Below are 18,908 nucleotides of genomic sequence, written 5' to 3'. Positions count from 1 at the left end.
AAACAGAGTGACGATGGGAGAGGCGGAAAACCATCGCTCTTTGGCTTTCGATGCGCCCGCGATCAATCGCCGAAGCGCGTGCCGCTGACGTTCGTGTCAGCAGTGTTGCGCAATTGCTGCAGTTTGTGACAGCCGGGACGGGGGTCGGCGGGTTCCGATCCTCCCCATCGCTTCGCGACAGGGAGGATCGCTCAGCCGCTGGCGTGGCGGGGTTTTGCATCGCTGGCGGGGTCGTTCGCCGGATTGGGCAGCCCGAACCAGGCGCGCCGCGCGGCTTCGGCGGCGCGGCGTAGCGGGGCGACGGCGGCGTTGTGGGCGGCCTCTGCGGCCGCTTCCTCGTCGGGTTCGAGCGTGCGTTCATAATCCTCGTCGCCGAACACCCCTTCCTCGATGCCGAGGAAGTCTTCGGGCGGCGGGAAATTGGTGCGCCATTCGCCGTCGTCGTGCCAGACCGAGAGCGTGGCGGCCTCTTCCTCGGGGGTCAGGTCGGGTTCGGGCTCGAGGTCGGAATCGGCGGAAAACTGCGCAACTTCATTCGCGATCGCCGTGTCTTTCCACAGCATCGCGAGCGGATTGGTGCGGTTGTCGCGGCCCGCGAGCCAGCAGGCGAGCGCGGCGCCGCGACGGCTTTCGTCGCCATCGGGCAGCGCGAGGTCGAAGAGCGCGAGGAAGCCCGCCCAGTCGCCCGCGATGATCTGCGCCAGCATCGCCTCGCCGGCCCGGGCGCGGGTTTCGACCGCGCGGTCGAGTCGCGCGAGCATCGCGAGGCCGAGGCTGGGGACGTGGCGGCGGCGCTTGGTCAGGCTCTTGAGCTTTTCCTCCTCGGTGAAGCGCTCGGTGACTTCCTCGATGCCATAGATGGCGCGGTCGAGCAGCTCATCGGCGAGGCGGTCGCGCGCGATGAGCAGCGCCGCGCTCCAGCCGAGCCGGAACGCCGCGCCCTCGGGGCGCTGCTTGAGCTGGTAGGCGGCGCCGGGCGACATCGCGACGCGGCCCGCGGCGATGCGCACCGATCCGGTGGCCGCGAGATGATCGAGAAAGGCGCGCTGGAGCGCCGGGGTCCAGTGGTAGCTGGCGGGAGCGGGGGTGTCGTTTTCGCTGTCGTCGGTCATGTGATTCGTCCTTTTGGTCAGTGAAACTGACTGAACGAACCATATCGGTACATTTTAGGAAAGCGTTTTTTGCAAGGGGGCGATCCTATTTTGTCGGCGAGGCCAGGGACCGCAAATCCTCCCTGTGGCGTAGCCATGGGGAGGTGGCAGCGCGAAGCGCTGACGGAGGGGCTTTGGCGCGACGTTGCTGGCCCCTCCACCATCCCCGCTTTCGCGGGGACGGTCCCCCTCCCCATGGCTTCGCCACAGGGAGGATCTTCGCGTCTGCGCTTGTGAGAGAGGAATTACTCGGCGGTGCCGGCCGCCGCGGCTTCGGCGGCGCGTTTGGCCTGGAGTTTGGCGTGGGCGTCGTCGATGATGCGCCAGGCCCTGGCGCAGCGCTTGCGGTCGAAGGCGGTGTCGCTGGCGCAGACGCGGTTCAGCTGTTTGAGCACCTGATCGGGATCGTAGTTGCGGCTGGCGGGAAAGGCGCTGACGTGCGCGGCCATGGCGTTGGAACCGATGGTGGCGGCCGAGTTGATGTCGGTCGCCGACGCGGCGGTGGTGCCGGTGGCGAGGATCGCCGCCGCGAGGATAAGCTTGCCATGAACCATCGTCACTCTCCTTCGATCGGGATCGGAGGGCGATGCTATCATGAAAGGTGGCGGACGCCAAATGGCTGTCCGCGCGGCATTAAAAGCTGAGTTCGTCGTAGATTTTCGACAGGTCGTGGCCCCAGGAGCCTTCGTAGCGGTCGAGCAGATCGTGCGCGGGCGACTTGCCGCTCTTGGCAATGCGGCGCAGCGGTTCGAGGAAGCCGACCTCGTTGTCGCCCATCGAATTGACCTCACCGCGTGCCGCCAGCCCCGCCGCCGCGATGTCGAGGACGCGGTGCGCCAATTCGCCGACGGTGCCGCCGCCGGGCGCGGGGGCGTCGAGACCTTCGCTGGGGACCGCGTCGCGCAGCGCCTGTTGCTCCGCGATGCTCCAGTTTTTGACGAGATCCCACGCGGCGTCGAGTGCGCCCTGGTCGTAGAGCAGCCCGACCCACAAGGCGGGGAGCGCGCAGATGCGGTTCCACGGACCGCCGTCGGCGCCGCGCATTTCGAGGAAGCTCTTGAGCCGCACCTCGGGGAAGGCGGTCGAGAGATGGTCGTTCCAGTCGCTGAGGCGCGGCAGTTCGCCGGGGAGGACTGCGAGCTCGCCCTTCATGAAGTCGCGGAAACTGAGCCCCGCGGCGTTGATATATTTGCCGTCGCGGAAGACGAAATACATCGGCACGTCGAGCATATAGTCGACATAGCGCTCATAGCCGAAGCCGTCCTCGAACACGAAGGGCAGCATGCCGGTGCGTGCGGGGTCGGTGTCGGTCCAGATATGGCTGCGGTACGACATATAGCCGTTGGGCTTGCCCTCGGTGAAGGGCGAGGAAGCGAAGAGCGCGGTGGCGAGCGGTTGCAGCGCGAGCGAAACCCGGAATTTCTGCACCATGTCGGCCTCGGACGAATAGTCGAGGTTGGTCTGGATGGTGCAGGTGCGCAGCATCATGTCGAGCCCCATGGTGCCGACGCGGGGCATATGGTCGAGCATGATCTTGTAGCGGCCCTTGGGCATGATCGGCAGCTCGGCGCGGGTCTTGTCGGGCCACATGCCGACCCCGAGGAAGCCGAGTCCGAGTTCGGCGCCGACCTCTTTCACTTGCTTGAGGTGGCGGCCGGTTTCGGCGCAGGTCTGGTGGAGATTTTCGAGCGGCGCGCCTGACAGTTCCAATTGGCCTGCGGGTTCGAGGCTGACGGTGCCGTCGCTGCCCGCGAGCGCGATCACCTTGCCGCCCTCGATTACCGGTTCCCAGCCGAAGCGGGTGAGCGCCATGAGCAGGTCGTGGATGCCGCCGGGTTCGTCATAGGAGGGCGCGCGATGATCGGCGGTGCGATAGACGAACTTCTCGTGCTCGGTGCCGATGCGCCAGCGATCCTTGGGCTTCTCGCCCTTGATCATGGGGACCGCGAGCTGGTCGCGGTTTTCGACGATGGGATCGTTGCTGTCCGAGGCGGTGCGCGTGCTCATGTCGCGCCATCTAGACTATTCGGTATAGAATGCAATCGGGGCTGAATGCCCCCGGCGACCCGCTATTCGACCATCGCGCGGAGGTTGATCGTGAAGCTCGATCCGGGCGCCATGCCGCCCTTGGGATTGATGCGGATGTGCGTGACATTGGTGTCGACGCCATTGGCATCGGCGACCGGCGTGTAGGTGAAACTGGCGCCATTGTTGTTCGAGAAGCTGAGATCGTCCGACGTGCTGGCGAGGCTGGTGAAGCTGTAGGTCAGGCCGCTCGATCCCGCAGCAAAGGCGATCGGGCCGGGGCCGGGGGCATAGGTGCCGACGAACAAGGCGAGGTTGGTCGGCAGCGCGTCGGTGACGATCACGCTGCCCGCCGTCGCCTGCGTCCCCGCGGGCGCGGTGACGGTGAGGCTGTAGGTCGCGAAGCCGCCGGGGATGAGCTTGGCATTGGTCGTGCCGTTCTGCGGATCGCTGTAGGCGACCGACGTCTTGGCGAGCGTCAGCGGCAGGACATAGGCGTTGGTGTAGGTGCAGGTGGTCGCGGTCGTGCTGCCCTGGATCGTCAGCGCGCGACCGGTGGCGCCGCTGGCGAGCGGGCTGCCGCCGGTGCATTCGACGCTGGCGTTGTAGAGCGCGGCGACCGCGCCGCCGCCGTAGCTTTCGGCGGGCAGCGTGACGACATCGCCGGCGCGGACGTTGACATAGCCGCCATTGGTCGCGGTCGGCGCGGTCGACGCGAAGCTGGCATTGGCGGTGCCGCCGCTGGTCGTGGCGCTCGCGGTATGTCCGGTCGTCGCGCCGCTCCACGCCTTGGCGAGACGGAGCTGCTGCGCGATGCGGCTGTTGGTGAAGGTGCAGACGATCGCGGTGTCGGCGGGGTTCACGGTGAGAAGGCTGCCGGCGAGCGCGGTGGCATTGCCCGTGCAGGCGAGCGCCTGCGCATAATTGGCACCGTCGCCCGAGGTCCAGGTCTCGGCCAGCGTCGCGCTTTCGGCGGCATAGACGGTGACCGCGGCATTGGTGTCGGTCTCGTTCGCGCTGTTGGCGACCGAAGCGATGCTGGCATTGTTGGTGAGGCCGCTGGTCGCGACGGTGACCGCGTTGGTTGTTTGCGCGTTGACCCAGGTCTTGCGCACCACCAGCGTCGCCGATTTGCGCGCGTTGGTCCAGGTGCAGGTGAGCGAGGTGCCGCTGGGCATCGTCACGGTGCGGCTGAGCCCGGTGCCCGCGGTCGCGACGACGGCGTTGTCGCTGTTGCGGCGGCATTCGAGGCTGCTGGTGTAATTCGCCGCCGCGCCGGTGGTGAAGGCTTCGGTGAGGGTCAGCGTCGACCCCGCGACCGCGACCGTGGTGGCGTTGGTGGTCGTCCCGCCGACGGTCGAGCTGCCCGCGGTGGGGACCAGGCCGCCGGTGATCGCGAGGCTGACCGCGTCGGCCGCGATGCCGTTGGTCCACGCCTTGGTCAGCACGACGGGCGAATCATTGTCGGTGATGGTGTAAGTGGCAGCGGTGATCGGGGTGCCGCCGCAGCTCGCGGTGCTCGACACGGTGTAGCCGGTGCCGGCGGCGAGCGCGATCTGGATCGTCTCGCTGCCCTCGGTCGCGGTGTCGTCGATGATGCTGATGCCGAGGGGCACGGTCGTGTTCTGATAGGTGCCCGCAGGAATGGTGACGGTGAAGGTCGCGCCGCCGCCGGGCGTCGTATAGTCGGTGCCGCGCGTCGCGGTGCCGCCGGTGATGCTGACGTTGACGGTGCGCGATGTGAACAAAGTGCCGCTGACCCGCAGCGCGGGGATGTTCGCCGAGGGGATCGATTCGACCCCCGCGCCGGTCGCCGCCGACAGCTCGACGAAGGGGTTGAGGCTGATCCGGATATCGTCGAGGAGATTGCCGTAGCTGCCCGCGTCGGTGGTGATGAACTGGACGCGCTGGACCCCCGAGGCGCCGCTGTAAGTCGCGGTGCCGGTGTTGACGTTCCAGACATTGTTGACGGTCGATGCCTGCGTCGCGAGCAGCTGGATCAGCGTGCCGCCGCTGTTCGCGATCTGGAACCGCGCGGTCTGGGTCGCCGGGCCGCCCGAGCGCGCGCGGTGCGCGAAGGTCCAGCCGATCGTCTCGCCATTGACCATGCAGATATTCTGATAGAGCGCGCCGGGAACATTGGCGTTCATTTCGGCGAAGACCGCGCCGTCATAGGCGGGGACGCCGAGGAAATTCGTATCCCACAGCTCGATCTCGCCCGACACCGAATCCCAGCCCGCGACTGAGCCGTTCGCGTAGACTTCGTAATTGGCCGCGCCGGGCCCTTGGGGATCGTTCGCTTCGAACGAGGGATTGACGATGACGCGCTGCGCGTGCGCGGTGCCGGTCAGCGCCAGCGTCGCGGCGAGCAGGGCGGGAAGGAAACGCATCGGCCGCATCGTCAATTCACCGTCGCCGTGAAGGCGATCGCCATCGCCGCCGCCGGGGCGAGCGTCGCGGTCGTGGCGGTCACGCTGGTGCCGGCGAAGGCCGCGCCATGGGGATCGCTTTCGTCGGCGCCCGTCGCATTGTCGTCCTCGACCGTCGTCGCCCCGGCGCAGCTGGTGCCGCTGCGCAGCGAGGCGGGGGTGTAAGTCAGCGTCGCGGGGATCGCGTCGGCGATCGCGATGCCGGTCGCGGTGGCGCCGCCGGTGTTGGTGACGAGCAGGCAATAGCGCATGACCGCGCCGGGGATCGCCTTGGGATTGGTGGTACCGTTCGTCGGATCGCTGACCACGCTGCTCGTCTTGGCGAAGGCGAGGCTGGTGGTCGGGCGGCAGAAGCTGATGTCATGGATCGCCATCCCCTGTTGGCCGGGATCGGTCGGCGCGAGGCTGTGGCTGCCATAGACGATGGTGATCGTGTCGACCGGTGCGGCAAAGGTCACCACGACGGTGCCGTTGGCGCTGGCGTCGGCCGAGGCGGTGTCGCCATAGACGCTGTTGCCGACGACATAGTTGCTGACGCCGTTGGTCAGCGTCGGCAGGACGGTCACACCATTGTTGCTGCCGGTCACCGTCACGCGGTCGGCGAACTGGCCGGCGGCATAGTCGATGTCGAACAGGCGGAACTGTGCGCCGGGAACCGCCGTGGGCAGCGCGATGGTCGATGTCGCGATGCCCGACTGGCTAGACATGTCGACGATCTCGAAGATCGAATATTGGGCGGGCGAGAGCCCGCCGGTGACGACATTCTGCCGCGTCGGCGACTGGCCGCCATAGGTCGCGTTGTTGAGGAACGATCCGCCGCTGATCGCGATGCTGAAATTCATCGTGCCGATATTGGCGAGCGCATAGCTGCCGCTGGTCTGCCCGGCCGACCAGGCGATGCTGTCCCAGTCGTGGACCGTGATGCCCGCCGGGCAGACGAGCGCCGGCGCGATGCCGGCGACACGCGAACCCGATACGGTGAAGCTGACGGCGGCATAATCGTCTTCGCCGGTGACGCCGTTGTTCGGGGTCGAATCGCTGTCGGCGACCGAGGAGGCGCTGATTTCGGCGCTGTTGACGATCGTCGCGCCTGATGTCGCGGCGACCGTGCCGCTGATCGTCAGGGTGCGGGTGGTCCCGGCGGGAATGCTGCCGACGGTCCACACGCCGGTGCCGCTGTTGTAGCTGCCAAAGCCCGAGGCGCCGGTGAAGGCGAAGCCGACCGGCAAATCATCCTGTACCGTCACCCCGGTCGCGGTCTGCGGCGAGCCGCTCGCGTTGGTGACGCTGAGCGTATAGCTGATGCTCGCGCCGCCGGCGGGGGCGGCGTTGCTGACGGTCTTGGTCAGCGACAGGTCGGCGTAGTTGGCGGGCAGGCTGGTGATATAGAGGTCGGCGCGGGTGAAGCTGCCATTGTCGGCCGAGGGATATTGGTCGCAGATCTCGAGCCGCCAGCTGCCCTGCGCATTCTGGCCGTTGAACGCCGACAGCGCGGCATTGGGGGCGAACTGGTTCTGGTACGGCGGCGCGCTGGTCGCATGATTGGCGGTGTTGCCGTCGGTGTTGACCGTCGTCGCGGCGCCGTCGTCGAGCCGGACGTTGAAATTGTCGCCCGAGATATTGGCGGTGTCGCCGTCGACGAGCTGGACGCGGGTGCCCGCGGGCGACTGGAGCGTGATCCGGATGTCGCCGCGCCAACTGTGGGTCGCAAGAATGCCGATATCGACATCGCCGACGATATAGCTGGTCGCGACGGTGAAGTTGCGCACCAGCGGGCTGGTGCAGGTGGTGGCATTGTTGATGTTGCCGGTGGTCGTGTTGCTGTAGGTCGTCGTCGTCTGCGCGCCCGCCGGGCTCGCGACGAGCGCGAGCGCCAGCCAGACGAGCGCCATCAACGCCCGCATATGCTGCACGTGCCGGGCCCCACCCTGGCAAAATCGGCTCTGGTCCCGCCGTTGCATCGGCCCGCTATGGCGCGCTTGTGGCTAACAGCGGGTTAAGGATCGTGAATTTCGACCGTATTTGTGTCGGATGGGGACAGGATCGGGGGGTGGTTCGGTGATCCTCCCCATCGCTTCGCGACAGGGAGGATTAATCGCCGCTCCAGTCGCCATGCTGCGCCATCCATAGCGCGGTCGCGGCGATCGCGGCGGTTTCGGCGCGCAGGATGCGCGGGCCGAGCGCCATGCGTTTCACTGCCGGTGCGGCGAGCAACAGGTCGCGCTCGCGCGCCGTGAAGCCGCCCTCGGGGCCGGTCAGGATCGCGGCGGGCGCGGGCGCGGCGAGCGTCGCCATCGGCATGCCGCCCTCCTCGTCGGCGAACAGCAGCGCGCGGTTCGCCGGCCAGTCGGCGATCAGGCGCGGCAGCTTGATCGCGTCGGCGAGCGTCGGCAGCGCCGTGCGCCCGCATTGTTCGCACGCCTCGACGATCTGCGCCTCGACCCGGTCGCGGTTGATGCGGTCGACGATCGTGCGTTCGGTGATCACCGGCTGCAACCGCGCGACGCCGAGTTCGGTCGCCTTTTCGACGATCCAGTCGAGCCGCGCCTTCTTGACCGGCGCGAAGCAGAGCCAGAGGTCGGGCACCGCCTCGAGCGGGCGCATCCGGCGCTCGATCGCGACGGTGAGCGACCGTTTGGCGGTGTCGGCGACGACGCCGAGCCATTCGCCGCTGCGATTGTCGCAGAGCAGCAGCGGGTCGCCGGCCTTCGCGCGCATCACGTTGAGCAGATAATGCGCCGCCGGGCCGTCGATGACCGGATTCGCCCCGGCGCTGAGCGGGGTGTCGACGAACAGGCGCGGGGTGCTGGCGGGCGGCCAGGCGGGGACAGCAGGCATGACCCACGCGATAGCAGACGACGGAAATTTGCACATCCCGCGGCGTCGGTCGCCGGATCTGTCTCGATTCGGGTCAGAATCGGCGGTGCGTCGCGGCGGGCGCAAGCCGCGATTAGCGTTTTGGTAAGCAGTCCCGTCCTAGGTGCAAGGATACCAGCCACGCATCTGTTGGGGCGGCGTGCCTGGCGAAGAGGGGTTGTGACCATGCGAGGGACCTTGATCCGCGATATCTGGCGCGGCGTCCGGAAACTGCTGCGCGACCAGCGCGGCAACACCATGTTCCTGACCGCCGCCGCCGTCGTGCCGATCATCGGCATCGTCGGTTCGGGCGTCGATATCGGGCGCGCCTATATGGCCGAACTGCGCCTGCAGCAGGCGTGCGACGCCGGCGTGCTCGCGGGCCGCCGCGCGATGGCGGGGACGACCTATACCACCGCCGCGCAGGCCGAGGCGAACAAGATGTTCACCTTCAACTACCCTAGCACCAAATATGGCAGCAGCGGCGTCACCTTTAACTCGGTGGCGCAGGGCACCTCGACCGTCAACGGCACCGCCACGGCAAACCTGCCGACCGCGTTGATGCAGATTTTCGGGTTCGACAATTTCAACCTGTCGGTGAATTGCAGTGCGAAGCTGGAGATTTCGAACGCCGATATCATGCTCGTGCTCGACGTCACCGGATCGATGTCGACGGTCAATTCGGGCGACTCGGTGAACCGCATCACCGCACTGAAAAATGCCACCATGTCGTTCTTCGACACGCTGACGACCGCCGAGACCGGCGACGGAAGGCTTCGGTTCGGCGTCGTGCCGTACAGCTCGACCGCGAATGTCGGCTCGATCCTATATGCCAAGAACCCGGCCTGGCTCGCGAACACGACGACGCTGCCATCGCGAGAGGTGCAGCCGCCGACCTGGATCAACGCATCGACGGTGAACAATGGTTCCGCGACCAACGGCACGGCCTATATGGTCGTCGATTGGGCGAATACCGGCACGACGATCACGAAAGTCGGCAACAAAACCGCGACGAGCAGCAATTGTTCGAACGCGACGAAGGCGAATTCGGCGACGACAACAAGCGGATCGTCGACGACGACCGAGACGGGCCAGACGACGGGCGACGACTATCGCACGACGACAAAGGACGTCAAACAGGCCTATCGCTATTACGAATATAAATATGTCTGGGCGTCGAACCAATGCAACGAACAGCGGCGTCAGATGGAATATATCCAAACGCAGAAGCAGACGACGACCGAGGAACGCCAGCAGAACTATATCTATAACGATTATAGCTTCGACGTGACCGCGGCCAAGACCGGGACGGCGCTGTCGACCACCACCGGCGATTTCGGCGCAGCCTATTCGGCGACCTGGGGCGGCTGCGTGATCGAACGCGGCCCTGCTTCGCCCTTCGCGGCCAATGCCACGGCGCCGTCGACCGCGCTCGACATGGATGTCGATACCGCGCCGACCAGCGCCGACAATACCAAATGGAAGCTGCTCATCCCCGAGATTGCCTTCCCGCGGGCCAGCGGTCCGAGCGGTACGCCGTCATCGACCGGGACGTCTGGTGTGACGGTCGATTACAAGAACGTCACCAAGGACAGCAGTTCGGGCAACTGGCAGCGCTATTCGAAATATTGGGGCAGCGGCTGGGGTGTTTGCCCGGCGGCAGCGATGAAGCTGACCACGCAGACGGCGGCCAATCGCGCCACGTTCAACACCTATATCAACTCGCTGCAGCCGGTCGGCGGTACCTATCACGACTCGGGCATGGTGTGGGGCATTCGCCTCCTGTCGGCCGACGGGATGTTCGCCGACGAGAATGCGACCGCACCCAACAATCGTCCGATCGCGCGCCATATCATCTTCATGACGGATGGCGACATGTCGGCGAACATGGGGAACCTGGGCTTTCAGGGCTATGAGTGGACGATGAAGCGCGTCGGCGGCACCGACGACGCGACGCTGACGGCGCGGCACAACAATCGCTTCCTGCAATTGTGCGAAAAGGCCAAGGCGAAGAACATCACCGTCTGGGTGGTCAGCTTTGGCCTGGCGCTCAACACGCAAATGACGACCTGCGCGACGGCTGACAAAGCCTATTCGGCGGCGAACGCGACGCAGCTCAACCAGAATTTCCAGTCGATCGCACGGCAGATTTCCAAGTTGAGGTTGTCGCAATGACCCGTCTTCCGACCCATCTCCGCAGCCTGCGGCGCGATAATCGCGGCACCGCGATCACCGAATTCGCGCTGACGGCACCGCTGTTCCTGCTCATCCTCATGGGGATCTTCGATTTTTCGTGGCAGATGTACGCGAAGCAGGTGCTGTCGGGTTCGGTGGCGCAGGCGGCGCGCGCCTCGACGCTGGAGGGTAATGCGAGCAGCCAGACCGCGCTCGACGCCGCGGTGCGCAAGCAGGTCAAAAAGGTGTTCAAGAACGCCAATGTGACCTTCACGCGCAAGGCCTATGACAGCTACGACGAGATTGGCGATCCCGAAAACTACACCGACAGCAACAATAATGGCCGTTACGACACCGGCGAGTGTTTCCAGGACGTCAACGGCAACGGCAATTGGGATGCCGACCGCGGCCAGACCGGCAATGGCGGCGCCGAGGACGTCGTCGTCTATTCGGCGAAGATGGAAGTGACCCGGATCCTACCGGTCTGGACGATGCTGGGCCAGCCGCAGAAAACGACGATCAAGGCGAGCACCGTGCTGCGCAACCAGCCCTATGCCGCCGCAACCTCGACGAACAAGGTCATCTGCACATGATCGCTCCCGCTTTCCGCAAGATGCGCCGCGCGCTGGTCCGGCTCGCGCGCGACAGCCGTGCGACGATCATCGTCGAAATGGCGTTCACCATCCCCTTCCTGATCCTGATCGGCTTTGCCGGGCTCGAGATCGCCAATCTGACGCTCGCCAACACGCGAGTCAGCCAGATCGCGCTGAGCGCCGCCGACAATGCGTCGCGCATCGCTTATGGCAATAATCTGTCGCTGCCGCGCGTGCGCGAACTCGACATCAACTCGGTGTTCACCGGGGTCGAGGAGCAGGCGGGCGGGATGAATTTCCGGGCCAACGGGCGCATCATCCTGTCGAGCCTCGAACGCAACACCGACGGCGGGCAATGGATCCACTGGCAGCGCTGCTATGGCAACCTCAACGCGCCGTCGAGCTTTGGCGTGCAGGGCGCCGGCAAGACCGGTACCGCGCTGGCGGGCATGGGGCCGGCGGGCCGGCAGGTCGCGGCATCCGAAGGCACCGCGGTCATGTTCGTCGAGATCACCTATCGCTATACGCCCATGCTCTATGGCAAGTGGCTCGGCGCCAAGACGATCCGTTCGACCGCGGCGTTCAACATCCGCGAAGCGCGCGACCTGAAGGGGCCCCCGAACAGCGACGGCGTTTATAACGACGCGCCGGTGGCGACCAAATCGGCCTGCACCTGACCGGCGCGCGGCGGCTGTCGCAATAATCATTTGTTGCGGACGCGGCGGCTGCTATCGCGCGGACGCCGATGATCGCCGCCCCGCCTCCCGACAGCCAGCTTCGCGGTTTCGTCGCGTTGCTTCCCGCCGCCGCGCGGCCCTATGCGCTGCTCGCGCGGTTCGACCGGCCGATCGGCTGGTGGCTGCTCTATTGGCCGTGCACCTTTGGGCTGGCACTCGCGGGCGGCGCGGCGAGCCATTGGCCGTTGCTCCTGTGGCTGTTGCTCGGCGCGATCGTCATGCGCGGCGCGGGCTGCGTCTATAACGACATCGTCGACCGCGACCTCGACGCGCAGGTCGCACGCACCGCGTCGCGGCCGGTGGCGAGCGGGGCGGTGTCGGTGCGGGGCGCCTGGTTGTGGACGGTCTTTCTATCGCTCGTCGGGCTGCTGGTGCTGGTGCAACTGCCGCTGCGCGCGCAGCTGATCGCGCTGCTCAGCCTGGCGCTGGTCGCGGCTTACCCGTTCATGAAGCGCATCACCTGGTGGCCGCAGGCGTGGCTGGGGCTGGTGTTCAGCTGGGGCGCGCTCGTCGGCTGGGCGGCGGTGGGGGAGCAGCCGACCGGCCTGGCGCTGCCCTTGCTCTATGCCGGCTGCATCGCGTGGGTGATCGGCTATGACACCATCTATGCGCTGCAGGATATCGAGGACGACGCGCTGGTCGGGGTCAAGTCGAGCGCGCGTGCGATGGGGCGGCATGTGAAGGCCGGGGTCGCGCTCTGCTATGGTTTTGCGCTCGCCGGCTGGGCGGGAGCGCTGTGGAGCGTGCGGCCCGACCCGCTGGTCTTTGTCGCGCTGGTGCCCGCGGCGCTGCATCTGGTCGGACAGGTGGTGACGCTCGACCCCGACAACGGCGCCGACGCGCTGGCGAAATTCCGCAGCAACCGCTTTGCCGGGCTGCTGGTGTTCGCGGCGATGCTGGTGGTGGGGAATGCGCCCTGAGCTGATCCTCCCTGTGCCGCAGGCATGGGGAGGTGGCAGCGGCTTTAGCCGCTGACGGAGGGGCGATGACGCACCGTCGCGGCCCCTCCACCCCCGCTTCGCGGCGGTCCCCCTCCCCATCGCTTCGCGACAGGGAGGATTATTCGGCCGCCAACAATTCTTCCGCGCCGCCAAGGTCGACCGAGACGAGGCGGCTGACGCCCTTTTCGACCATCGTCACGCCATAGAGGCGGTGCATGCGCGCCATCGTCACCGCATTGTGCGAGACGATCAGGTAGCGGGTGTTGGTCTCGCGCGTCATGCGGTCGAGCAGGTCGCAGAAGCGTTCGATATTGGCGTCGTCGAGCGGCGCGTCGACCTCGTCGAGGACGCAGATCGGCGCCGGGTTGGTGAGGAAGAGGCCGAAGATCAGCGCCACCGCGGTCAGCGCCTGTTCGCCGCCCGACAGCAGGGTCAGCGTGCCGAGACGCTTGCCCGGCGGCTGCGCCATGATTTCGAGCCCGGCTTCGAGCGGATCGTCCGAATCGACGAGTTCGAGATGCGCCTGGCCGCCGTTGAACAGCGTCGTGAAGAGGCGCTGGAAATGGCCGTTCACCGTCTCGAACGCCGCGAGCAGGCGGACGCGGCCCTCGCGGTTGAGGTTGCCGATCGAGCCGCGCAGGCGGTTGACCGCCTGTTGCAGCTCCTCGATCTCGGCGGCGCTTTTGTCGCGTTCGGTGTCGAGTTCGAGCAATTCGTCGGCGGCGACGAGGTTGACCGGGCCGAGCCGCTCGCGGTCGGCGATCAGCCGGTCGTGCTGCGCCGATTCAGCGCTCGCCTCGCCGACGCCGGCGCTTTCGAAGCCGGCCTTTTGCGGCAGCAGCGGCGGCGGGCATTCGAAGCGTTCGCCCGACAGCCGGCCCATTTCGATGCGGCGCAGTTCGGCATTTTCGGAGCGCGCGACGGCACCGGCGCGGGTTTCGCGCGCGCTGGCGAGGGTTTCGCGGATCAGGCCGAGCGCGGTCTCGGCCTCGCGCAGCGCGGCCTCGGCGGCGCGCTCCTGCGCCTCGGCGGCGGTCACCTGTTCGCGCAGGCTCGCCTGTTTCGCCTCGACCTCGGCGCGCTGTCCGGCGAGCTTTTCGGGGAGGTCGGTGAGCTTGGCGGCCTCGGTGGCGAGCGCCTCGGCGCGTTTGTCCATCTCGGTGACGCGGCGCGCGGCCTCGCCGGCGCGCGCCTTCCAGCTCTTGATCTCGGCAGCGACGACCGCCTGGCGTTCGCTCAAGGCCGCGAAGGCGCGGTCGTGCGCGGCCTGCGCGTCGCGCGCGGCGGCGGCGTCGGTCCGCGCGCGTTCGGCGGCGGCTTCCTGCGCGTCGAGCGCGGCGCGGGCGATGCGGTCGTCGGGCAAGGCGGCGAGCGCCGCTTCGCGGTCGGCGAGCTCTTTCGTGGCCTCGGCCGTGGCGGCGGCGAGTTCGGCGCGGCGGCGGTCGAACAGGCTGGCGGCGTCGCGGTGGCGGTCGAGCGCGGCCTGCGCCTGGTCGGCGGCGCGGAGCGCGGTGCGGCGGCGTTCGTCGGCTTCGGCGAGGGCGCGGCGGGTCGCCGACACGGCGGCGGTCGCCTCGGCGAGCGACGCGGCGGCGGCGTCGCGACGGTCGCCGAGTTGCATGACGCCGAGTTCGACCTGCGGGCGCTGCGCCGCGAGGTCTTCGAGACGGTTCTGGCGGACGAGGCGCTCGGTCGCGGTGGCGCCGTCGCCGCGCGCGACGAAGCCGTCCCAGCGGCGCATGACGCCGTCACGCGTGACGAGGCGCTGGCCGACGGCGAGCGGCTGGCCGGTGTCGCTGTCGGCGACCGCGACCTGGGCGAGGCGGCGGAGTAAGGCGGCGGGGGCCTGGACGACGTCGGCGAGCGGGGTGGTGCCGGCGGGGAGGGCGGGGTCGTTCGCTTGCCTGTCGGCACCGCGCCAGCTGCGCTCGGCCTCGGCGTCGGTGCCGGCGTCGAGATCGTCGCCGAGCGCGGCGGCGAGCGCAGCTTCGTAGCCGGGGGTGACGCGGAGTTGGTCGAGCACCGGATTGGCGTCGGATTTCGCGGCGGCGAGCGCGCGGGCGAGGGTGGTCGCCTCGCCTTCGAGCGCGGCGAAGGCGGCGCGCGCTTCGGCGAGGCCCGATTCGATTTCGCCGAGGCTCGCGGCGGCGGCTTCGCGGTCGGCTTCGGCACCCTGCAGCGCCTGCTCGGCGGTGGCGATCGCGCCTTCGGCCTCGACGGCCGTATCGGCGGCCTCGACCTGGCGTCGGGCGAAGTCGGCGCTGTCGCCGAGCGCCGCGACCTCGGCCTCGACGCGCCGGGTGTCGGCGGCGAGGCGCTGGACCGAAGTTTGCGCGGCGTCGCGTGCCGAGACCGCGATGCGGCGGTCGGCGGCTTCGCTCGCGGCCTGCGCGCGGGCCTGGGCGAGCGCGACCTCGGCGTCGCGGAGCAGCGCCTGCGCCTGCTGGCTGGCCTCGACGAGCGCGGCCTTGCCGGCTTCGTGGACGCTGAGCTGCTGCGCCAGCGCCTTGGTCTCGGCATCGAGATCGGTGAGCGCGCCATGGGCCTCGCGCGCCAGGCTGCTTTCGTGGTTGCGGTCGTCGGCGATCCGTCGCTGCTGCGCGGCGAGATCGTCGAGCCGCTGGCGCGCGGCGCGTTCTTCGCCCGCCAGCCGCACCTGCGTCGCGGTCGCGTCGGCCAGCGCGTCGCGCTGCGCCTGCGCCGCGCTGCGCGCCTCGGCGACGCGGGTCGCGACCTCGGTCTGGGCGCGCGCGACGGTGTCGAGCTTTTGTTGCGCGTCGCGCACGGCGGCTTCGGCGGCATCGCAGTCGCGCTTCGCCTGATCGGCGGCGGCGGCGGCATCGCGCCAGCGCGCGTAGATCAGCCGCCCCTCGGCGACGCGGATCTGCTCGGTGAGCGCCTTGTAGCGCTCGGCGGCGCGCGCCTGACGGCGCAGCGCATTGGCGCGGACCTCCATGTCGGCGACGATTTCGGACAGGCGGGTGAGGTTGGTTTCGGTGGCGCGGAGCTTTTGCTCGGCGTCCGTGCGGCGCACGTGCAGCCCGGCGATGCCCGCCGCCTCTTCGAGCATGGCGCGGCGGTCGGTCGGCTTGGCCGAAATGACGTTGGCGATCTTGCCCTGGCTGACCAGCGCCGGGCTGTGCGCGCCGGTGGCGGCATCGGCGAAGATCAGCGCGACGTCCTTGGCGCGCACGTCGCGGCCGTTGGCGCGGTAGGCGCTGCCCGCCCCGCGCTCGATGCGGCGGATGATCTCGAGCTCATGGCCTTCGCTGGCGTCGGACAGGCCGGCGACGATGTCGCCCTCGGTATCGCAGTGGATCGCGACCTCGGCAAAGTCGCGCGGCGGGCGCTGCGACGTGCCGGCGAAGATGACATCCTCCATGCCGCCGCCGCGCATCGATTTGGGGCTGGATTCGCCCATCACCCAGCGGATCGCCTCGAGCAGGTTCGACTTGCCGCAGCCATTGGGGCCGACGACCCCGGTCAGCCCGGGTTCGATGCGCAATTCGGTGGGTTCGACGAAGCTTTTGAAACCGGTCAGGCGCAGGCGTCTTATCTGCACGGATGGATTCCGTGCAGTCGGCCGAATCGCAGATGATGCAACCCAAGTGTCACATATCCCCCTTGGTGTCCGTCATGCCGCGCGGGCGGGGGAGTCGCAAGGGGGTTGGGGGTATCCTCCCTGTCGCCCTTCGGCTGGCCGGCGGGCCGGCCGCTCAGGACAGGCTGCCCTTCGGGCAGCGATGGGGAGGTGGCAGCGCGAAGCGCTGACGGAGGGGCAGCAACGCAGCGTTGCTGGCCCCTCCACCATTCGCTTCGCGAACGGTCCCCCTCCCCATGGCTTCGCCACAGGGAGGATTAAGTTGATCAGCGCGCGCCGAGCGTCTTCAGGCGGTCGCGCAGCACCGGCCAGGTGCCGACGCCTTCGGCGACCGCGCCGTTGATGAGGAAGGTCGGCGTGCCCGCGATATTATATTTCTCGTTGGCGGCGTTGACGCCCTTTTCGAGCGCTTCGATGTTGGCGATGTTGCCGAGGCAGCTGTTGATCTGGTCGGCGGTCATGCCGCGCGCCTGGAAGAACTGGTCGAGCTTGATCGCCTTGGCGAGTGCCGGGAAGCGCTGGTTCGGCGCCAGCTGCATCGCGGCCTGGAAGCCGGCTTCATTGGCCTGCGCATTGGCGAAGATTTCGGCCTGCGCGGCGAAGGTGTTTTCCAACAGCGGGAAATAGCGTTCGGCCGGGGCGCAGTGGATGACGGCGGCGGCGGTCGCGTCGATGCCGTCGCGGACATAGTTGCGCATTTCGAAGCTGACGCGGCCGGTGTCGACGAAGTCGCGCGACAGTTCCTCATGGCTTTCGTTCGAGAAATCGGCGCAGTGCGAACAGGTCAAAGAGCCATATTCGACGAGCTTGATCGGCGCGTCGGGGTTGCCCATCAGATAGCCGCCCTCGGGGGTCTTGACGACGGTCTGCGACCAGCTCTTGCCCGCGGGCGCCGCGACCTTGGCGATCGCCGCCTGTTCCTTGGCCGGATCGGTCTTGGTGTCGCCGCATGCGGCCAGGGCAAGCGCGGCCATCGAGGTCAGGAGCAAGGTACGCATCATGGTCTGTGTCTCTCCAAATCGGGGAATGCGGCGCTTTTAGGAAGGTTTGAGCGCAAGGTCGAGTTGCGATTTGATCGCCGGCCAGGTGGTGACTTCGGCATTGCGGCCGTTGATGTAGAAGGTGGGTGTGCCCGCGACGCGGTCGGCATTGCGGCCGATGTTGGTCATGCCGGTGAGTTCGGCCTGCGCGACCCCGTCGTCGAGGCAGGCATTCTGCTGCGCCGCCGTATAGCCGCGTGCGGTCATGATCGCGGCGAGCCCGGTGTCGGCGGCGATCTTGCGCGCGCGCTCGCCGGTGGTGCCTTCGAACCAGCTCGTTTTCTGCTTGTCGGTCGCCTTGACGACCTTGCCGAGCCAGGTCGGCTGGGCGGCGAAGATCGCCTGGTGATTGCCCGCGAACGCCTTGCTCCCGCCACAGCGCGCGAGCAGCGCGGCGGTCATGTCGACGGGGTCGCGCACGAGGTTGCGATATTCGAAGAGGACGAGCCCCTTGTCGACATAGAGCGTCTTGAGCGGAACCGCCGACAGCGTGGCGAAATCGGCGCAATGGCTGCAGGTGTAGCTGAAATATTCGACCAGCTTCACCTTCGCATCGGGGTTGCCGACGAGATAGGCGCCGATCGAACTCGTCGTCACCGTCGCCGACCAGCGCGGACCGACGGGGGCCGCCTTGGCCGCGGGCTTCGCGGCGGGCTTGGCCGTTGAAATAGCCGGCTGGAGGGCGAAGGCGGCGATACCGAGCGCGGCCAGCGCAACGGGCGTTTTCAGACGGGCGGCAAGCATGGCGACCTGGTTCTTCCTCAACTGATGCGGGGGATTTTGGGCGCGGCGCCGAGCCCGGCGGCCATCCGTTCGAGGACGGTCCGAAGCTCGGGGTCGCCGATGTCGCGCAAACTGTCCCCCAGTTCGGCGGGTACCGGCTTGAGCATTGCCGGTTGCTGAACGGCGGGCGCCGGGGTGACATGGCCGTGCGCCATGCGGACATGGGCGATCGCGGCATAGCCGAAGAAGCGGTTGACCGCGGCGATGAGGTCGGGGGCGACATGCTGGAGCATCGGGGCGTGGGCGCCGCTGATCGTCAGGTGCAGCGTGCCGCCGGCCTTTTGCCCGACGGGAAAGCGGATCATCGCGGGCTGTGTCACGTCGGCGAGCTTTTCGCCGACGATCTCGCGCCAGCGGCTGACCACCGAGCTTTGGATGAAGCCGAATTTGCGAAAGGCGGTGCGGCCGATTTCGGGGACGAGGTCGGCAATCGAGCGCGCCTCGCCGCCGCGCGGGCGTTCATAAGGGCGCGGCTTCGGCTTGGCGGGTTTTGCCGCCTTCTTCGCCTTGGGCTTTGCGGCCGGGCCGTCTTCGCTCGCGTCTTTCGCCATCGGGAGCGCCATGCCATAGGCGGGGG

At 67.8% G+C, this 18,908-nt stretch carries 14 protein-coding genes; 4 read left to right on the top strand and 10 right to left on the bottom strand.

The genetic code is table 11. The annotated features are described in order from the left end of the window. Positions 1-191: 191 nt before the first annotated feature. The 6 genes from AC3WS4_RS06715 to AC3WS4_RS06690 form a co-directional block, all read right to left on the bottom strand. The gene (locus tag AC3WS4_RS06715; protein ID WP_492735547.1) at positions 192-1,112 is read right to left on the bottom strand and encodes a hypothetical protein; all 921 of its coding nucleotides are present in this window, start codon (positions 1,110-1,112) and stop codon (positions 192-194) included. Positions 1,113-1,396: 284 nt separating this feature from the next. Continuing rightward, a complete protein-coding gene (locus AC3WS4_RS06710) occupies positions 1,397-1,705 on the bottom strand; it encodes a hypothetical protein (RefSeq protein WP_492735549.1) in 309 nt (102 codons plus the stop codon). A gap of 79 nt (positions 1,706-1,784) precedes the next feature. Next, positions 1,785-3,158 (bottom strand): glutamate--cysteine ligase, encoded by a 1,374-nt coding sequence (locus AC3WS4_RS06705; protein WP_492735551.1) that lies wholly within the window; start codon positions 3,156-3,158, stop codon positions 1,785-1,787. A 62-nt stretch (positions 3,159-3,220) separates the two neighbouring features. Then, a complete protein-coding gene (locus AC3WS4_RS06700) occupies positions 3,221-5,566 on the bottom strand; it encodes a beta strand repeat-containing protein (protein WP_492735553.1) in 2,346 nt (781 codons plus the stop codon). Positions 5,567-5,577: 11 nt separating this feature from the next. Next, complete coding sequence (locus AC3WS4_RS06695) at positions 5,578-7,509, bottom strand: proprotein convertase P-domain-containing protein (protein WP_492736604.1); 1,932 nt, start codon at positions 7,507-7,509, stop codon at positions 5,578-5,580. A 187-nt stretch (positions 7,510-7,696) separates the two neighbouring features. After that, complete coding sequence (locus AC3WS4_RS06690; RefSeq protein ID WP_492735555.1) at positions 7,697-8,443, bottom strand: 16S rRNA (uracil(1498)-N(3))-methyltransferase; 747 nt, start codon at positions 8,441-8,443, stop codon at positions 7,697-7,699. 204 nt (positions 8,444-8,647) lie between these two features. Here AC3WS4_RS06690 and AC3WS4_RS06685 point away from each other — a divergent pair, with 204 nt between their 5' ends. The 4 genes from AC3WS4_RS06685 to ubiA all read left to right on the top strand — a co-directional run bounded on the left by AC3WS4_RS06685 (position 8,648) and on the right by ubiA (position 12,886). Further along, the gene (locus AC3WS4_RS06685; RefSeq protein WP_492735557.1) at positions 8,648-10,636 is read left to right on the top strand and encodes a TadE/TadG family type IV pilus assembly protein; all 1,989 of its coding nucleotides are present in this window, start codon (positions 8,648-8,650) and stop codon (positions 10,634-10,636) included. Beyond that, the gene (locus tag AC3WS4_RS06680) at positions 10,633-11,229 is read left to right on the top strand and encodes a TadE/TadG family type IV pilus assembly protein (protein ID WP_492735559.1); all 597 of its coding nucleotides are present in this window, start codon (positions 10,633-10,635) and stop codon (positions 11,227-11,229) included. Before AC3WS4_RS06685 ends, AC3WS4_RS06680 begins: the two co-directional genes overlap by 4 nt. Beyond that, on the top strand, positions 11,226-11,906 hold the full coding sequence (locus tag AC3WS4_RS06675; RefSeq protein ID WP_492735561.1) for a TadE/TadG family type IV pilus assembly protein: 681 nt from the start codon (positions 11,226-11,228) through the stop codon (positions 11,904-11,906). Before AC3WS4_RS06680 ends, AC3WS4_RS06675 begins: the two co-directional genes overlap by 4 nt. Before the next feature lie 68 nt (positions 11,907-11,974). Next, the gene (gene ubiA / locus AC3WS4_RS06670; RefSeq protein WP_492735563.1) at positions 11,975-12,886 is read left to right on the top strand and encodes a 4-hydroxybenzoate octaprenyltransferase; all 912 of its coding nucleotides are present in this window, start codon (positions 11,975-11,977) and stop codon (positions 12,884-12,886) included. 139 nt (positions 12,887-13,025) lie between these two features. Here ubiA and smc read toward each other — a convergent pair whose 3' ends face one another. From smc to AC3WS4_RS06650, 4 genes are all read right to left on the bottom strand, one after another. Then, positions 13,026-16,469, bottom strand: coding sequence for a chromosome segregation protein SMC (gene smc / locus AC3WS4_RS06665; protein WP_492735564.1), 3,444 nt, complete (start codon positions 16,467-16,469; stop codon positions 13,026-13,028). Between the two features lie 305 nt (positions 16,470-16,774). Next, entirely contained in the window at positions 16,775-17,506 is a 732-nt protein-coding gene (locus AC3WS4_RS06660; protein ID WP_492742685.1) for a thioredoxin domain-containing protein, read from the bottom strand. 39 nt (positions 17,507-17,545) lie between these two features. Next, positions 17,546-18,292 carry a thioredoxin domain-containing protein gene (locus tag AC3WS4_RS06655; protein WP_492735568.1) on the bottom strand — a complete coding sequence of 249 codons (747 nt, stop codon included), beginning with the start codon at positions 18,290-18,292 and terminating at the stop codon, positions 17,546-17,548. Positions 18,293-18,309: 17 nt separating this feature from the next. Then, entirely contained in the window at positions 18,310-18,882 is a 573-nt protein-coding gene (locus tag AC3WS4_RS06650; RefSeq protein ID WP_492735570.1) for a DUF721 domain-containing protein, read from the bottom strand. Between the last annotated feature and the right edge of the window lie 26 nt (positions 18,883-18,908).

Source organism: Sphingopyxis sp. EU05-FHT14B03, assembly GCF_058790875.1.
This window is presented reverse-complemented; position numbering and strand designations above follow the sequence as displayed.

Coding starts and splice junctions, on each gene's coding strand:
- AC3WS4_RS06680 (WP_492735559.1), top strand. CDS start 10,633: ATGACCCGTCTTCCGACCCATCTCCGCAGCCTGCGGCGCGATAATCGC.
- AC3WS4_RS06655 (WP_492735568.1), bottom strand. CDS start 18,292: ATGCTTGCCGCCCGTCTGAAAACGCCCGTTGCGCTGGCCGCGCTCGGT.
- AC3WS4_RS06715 (WP_492735547.1), bottom strand. CDS start 1,112: ATGACCGACGACAGCGAAAACGACACCCCCGCTCCCGCCAGCTACCAC.
- AC3WS4_RS06700 (WP_492735553.1), bottom strand. CDS start 5,566: ATGCGTTTCCTTCCCGCCCTGCTCGCCGCGACGCTGGCGCTGACCGGC.
- AC3WS4_RS06705 (WP_492735551.1), bottom strand. CDS start 3,158: ATGAGCACGCGCACCGCCTCGGACAGCAACGATCCCATCGTCGAAAAC.
- AC3WS4_RS06650 (WP_492735570.1), bottom strand. CDS start 18,882: ATGGCGAAAGACGCGAGCGAAGACGGCCCGGCCGCAAAGCCCAAGGCG.
- ubiA (WP_492735563.1), top strand. CDS start 11,975: ATGATCGCCGCCCCGCCTCCCGACAGCCAGCTTCGCGGTTTCGTCGCG.
- AC3WS4_RS06710 (WP_492735549.1), bottom strand. CDS start 1,705: ATGGTTCATGGCAAGCTTATCCTCGCGGCGGCGATCCTCGCCACCGGC.
- AC3WS4_RS06685 (WP_492735557.1), top strand. CDS start 8,648: ATGCGAGGGACCTTGATCCGCGATATCTGGCGCGGCGTCCGGAAACTG.
- AC3WS4_RS06675 (WP_492735561.1), top strand. CDS start 11,226: ATGATCGCTCCCGCTTTCCGCAAGATGCGCCGCGCGCTGGTCCGGCTC.
- AC3WS4_RS06660 (WP_492742685.1), bottom strand. CDS start 17,506: ATGCGTACCTTGCTCCTGACCTCGATGGCCGCGCTTGCCCTGGCCGCA.
- AC3WS4_RS06690 (WP_492735555.1), bottom strand. CDS start 8,443: ATGCCTGCTGTCCCCGCCTGGCCGCCCGCCAGCACCCCGCGCCTGTTC.
- AC3WS4_RS06695 (WP_492736604.1), bottom strand. CDS start 7,509: ATGCGGGCGTTGATGGCGCTCGTCTGGCTGGCGCTCGCGCTCGTCGCG.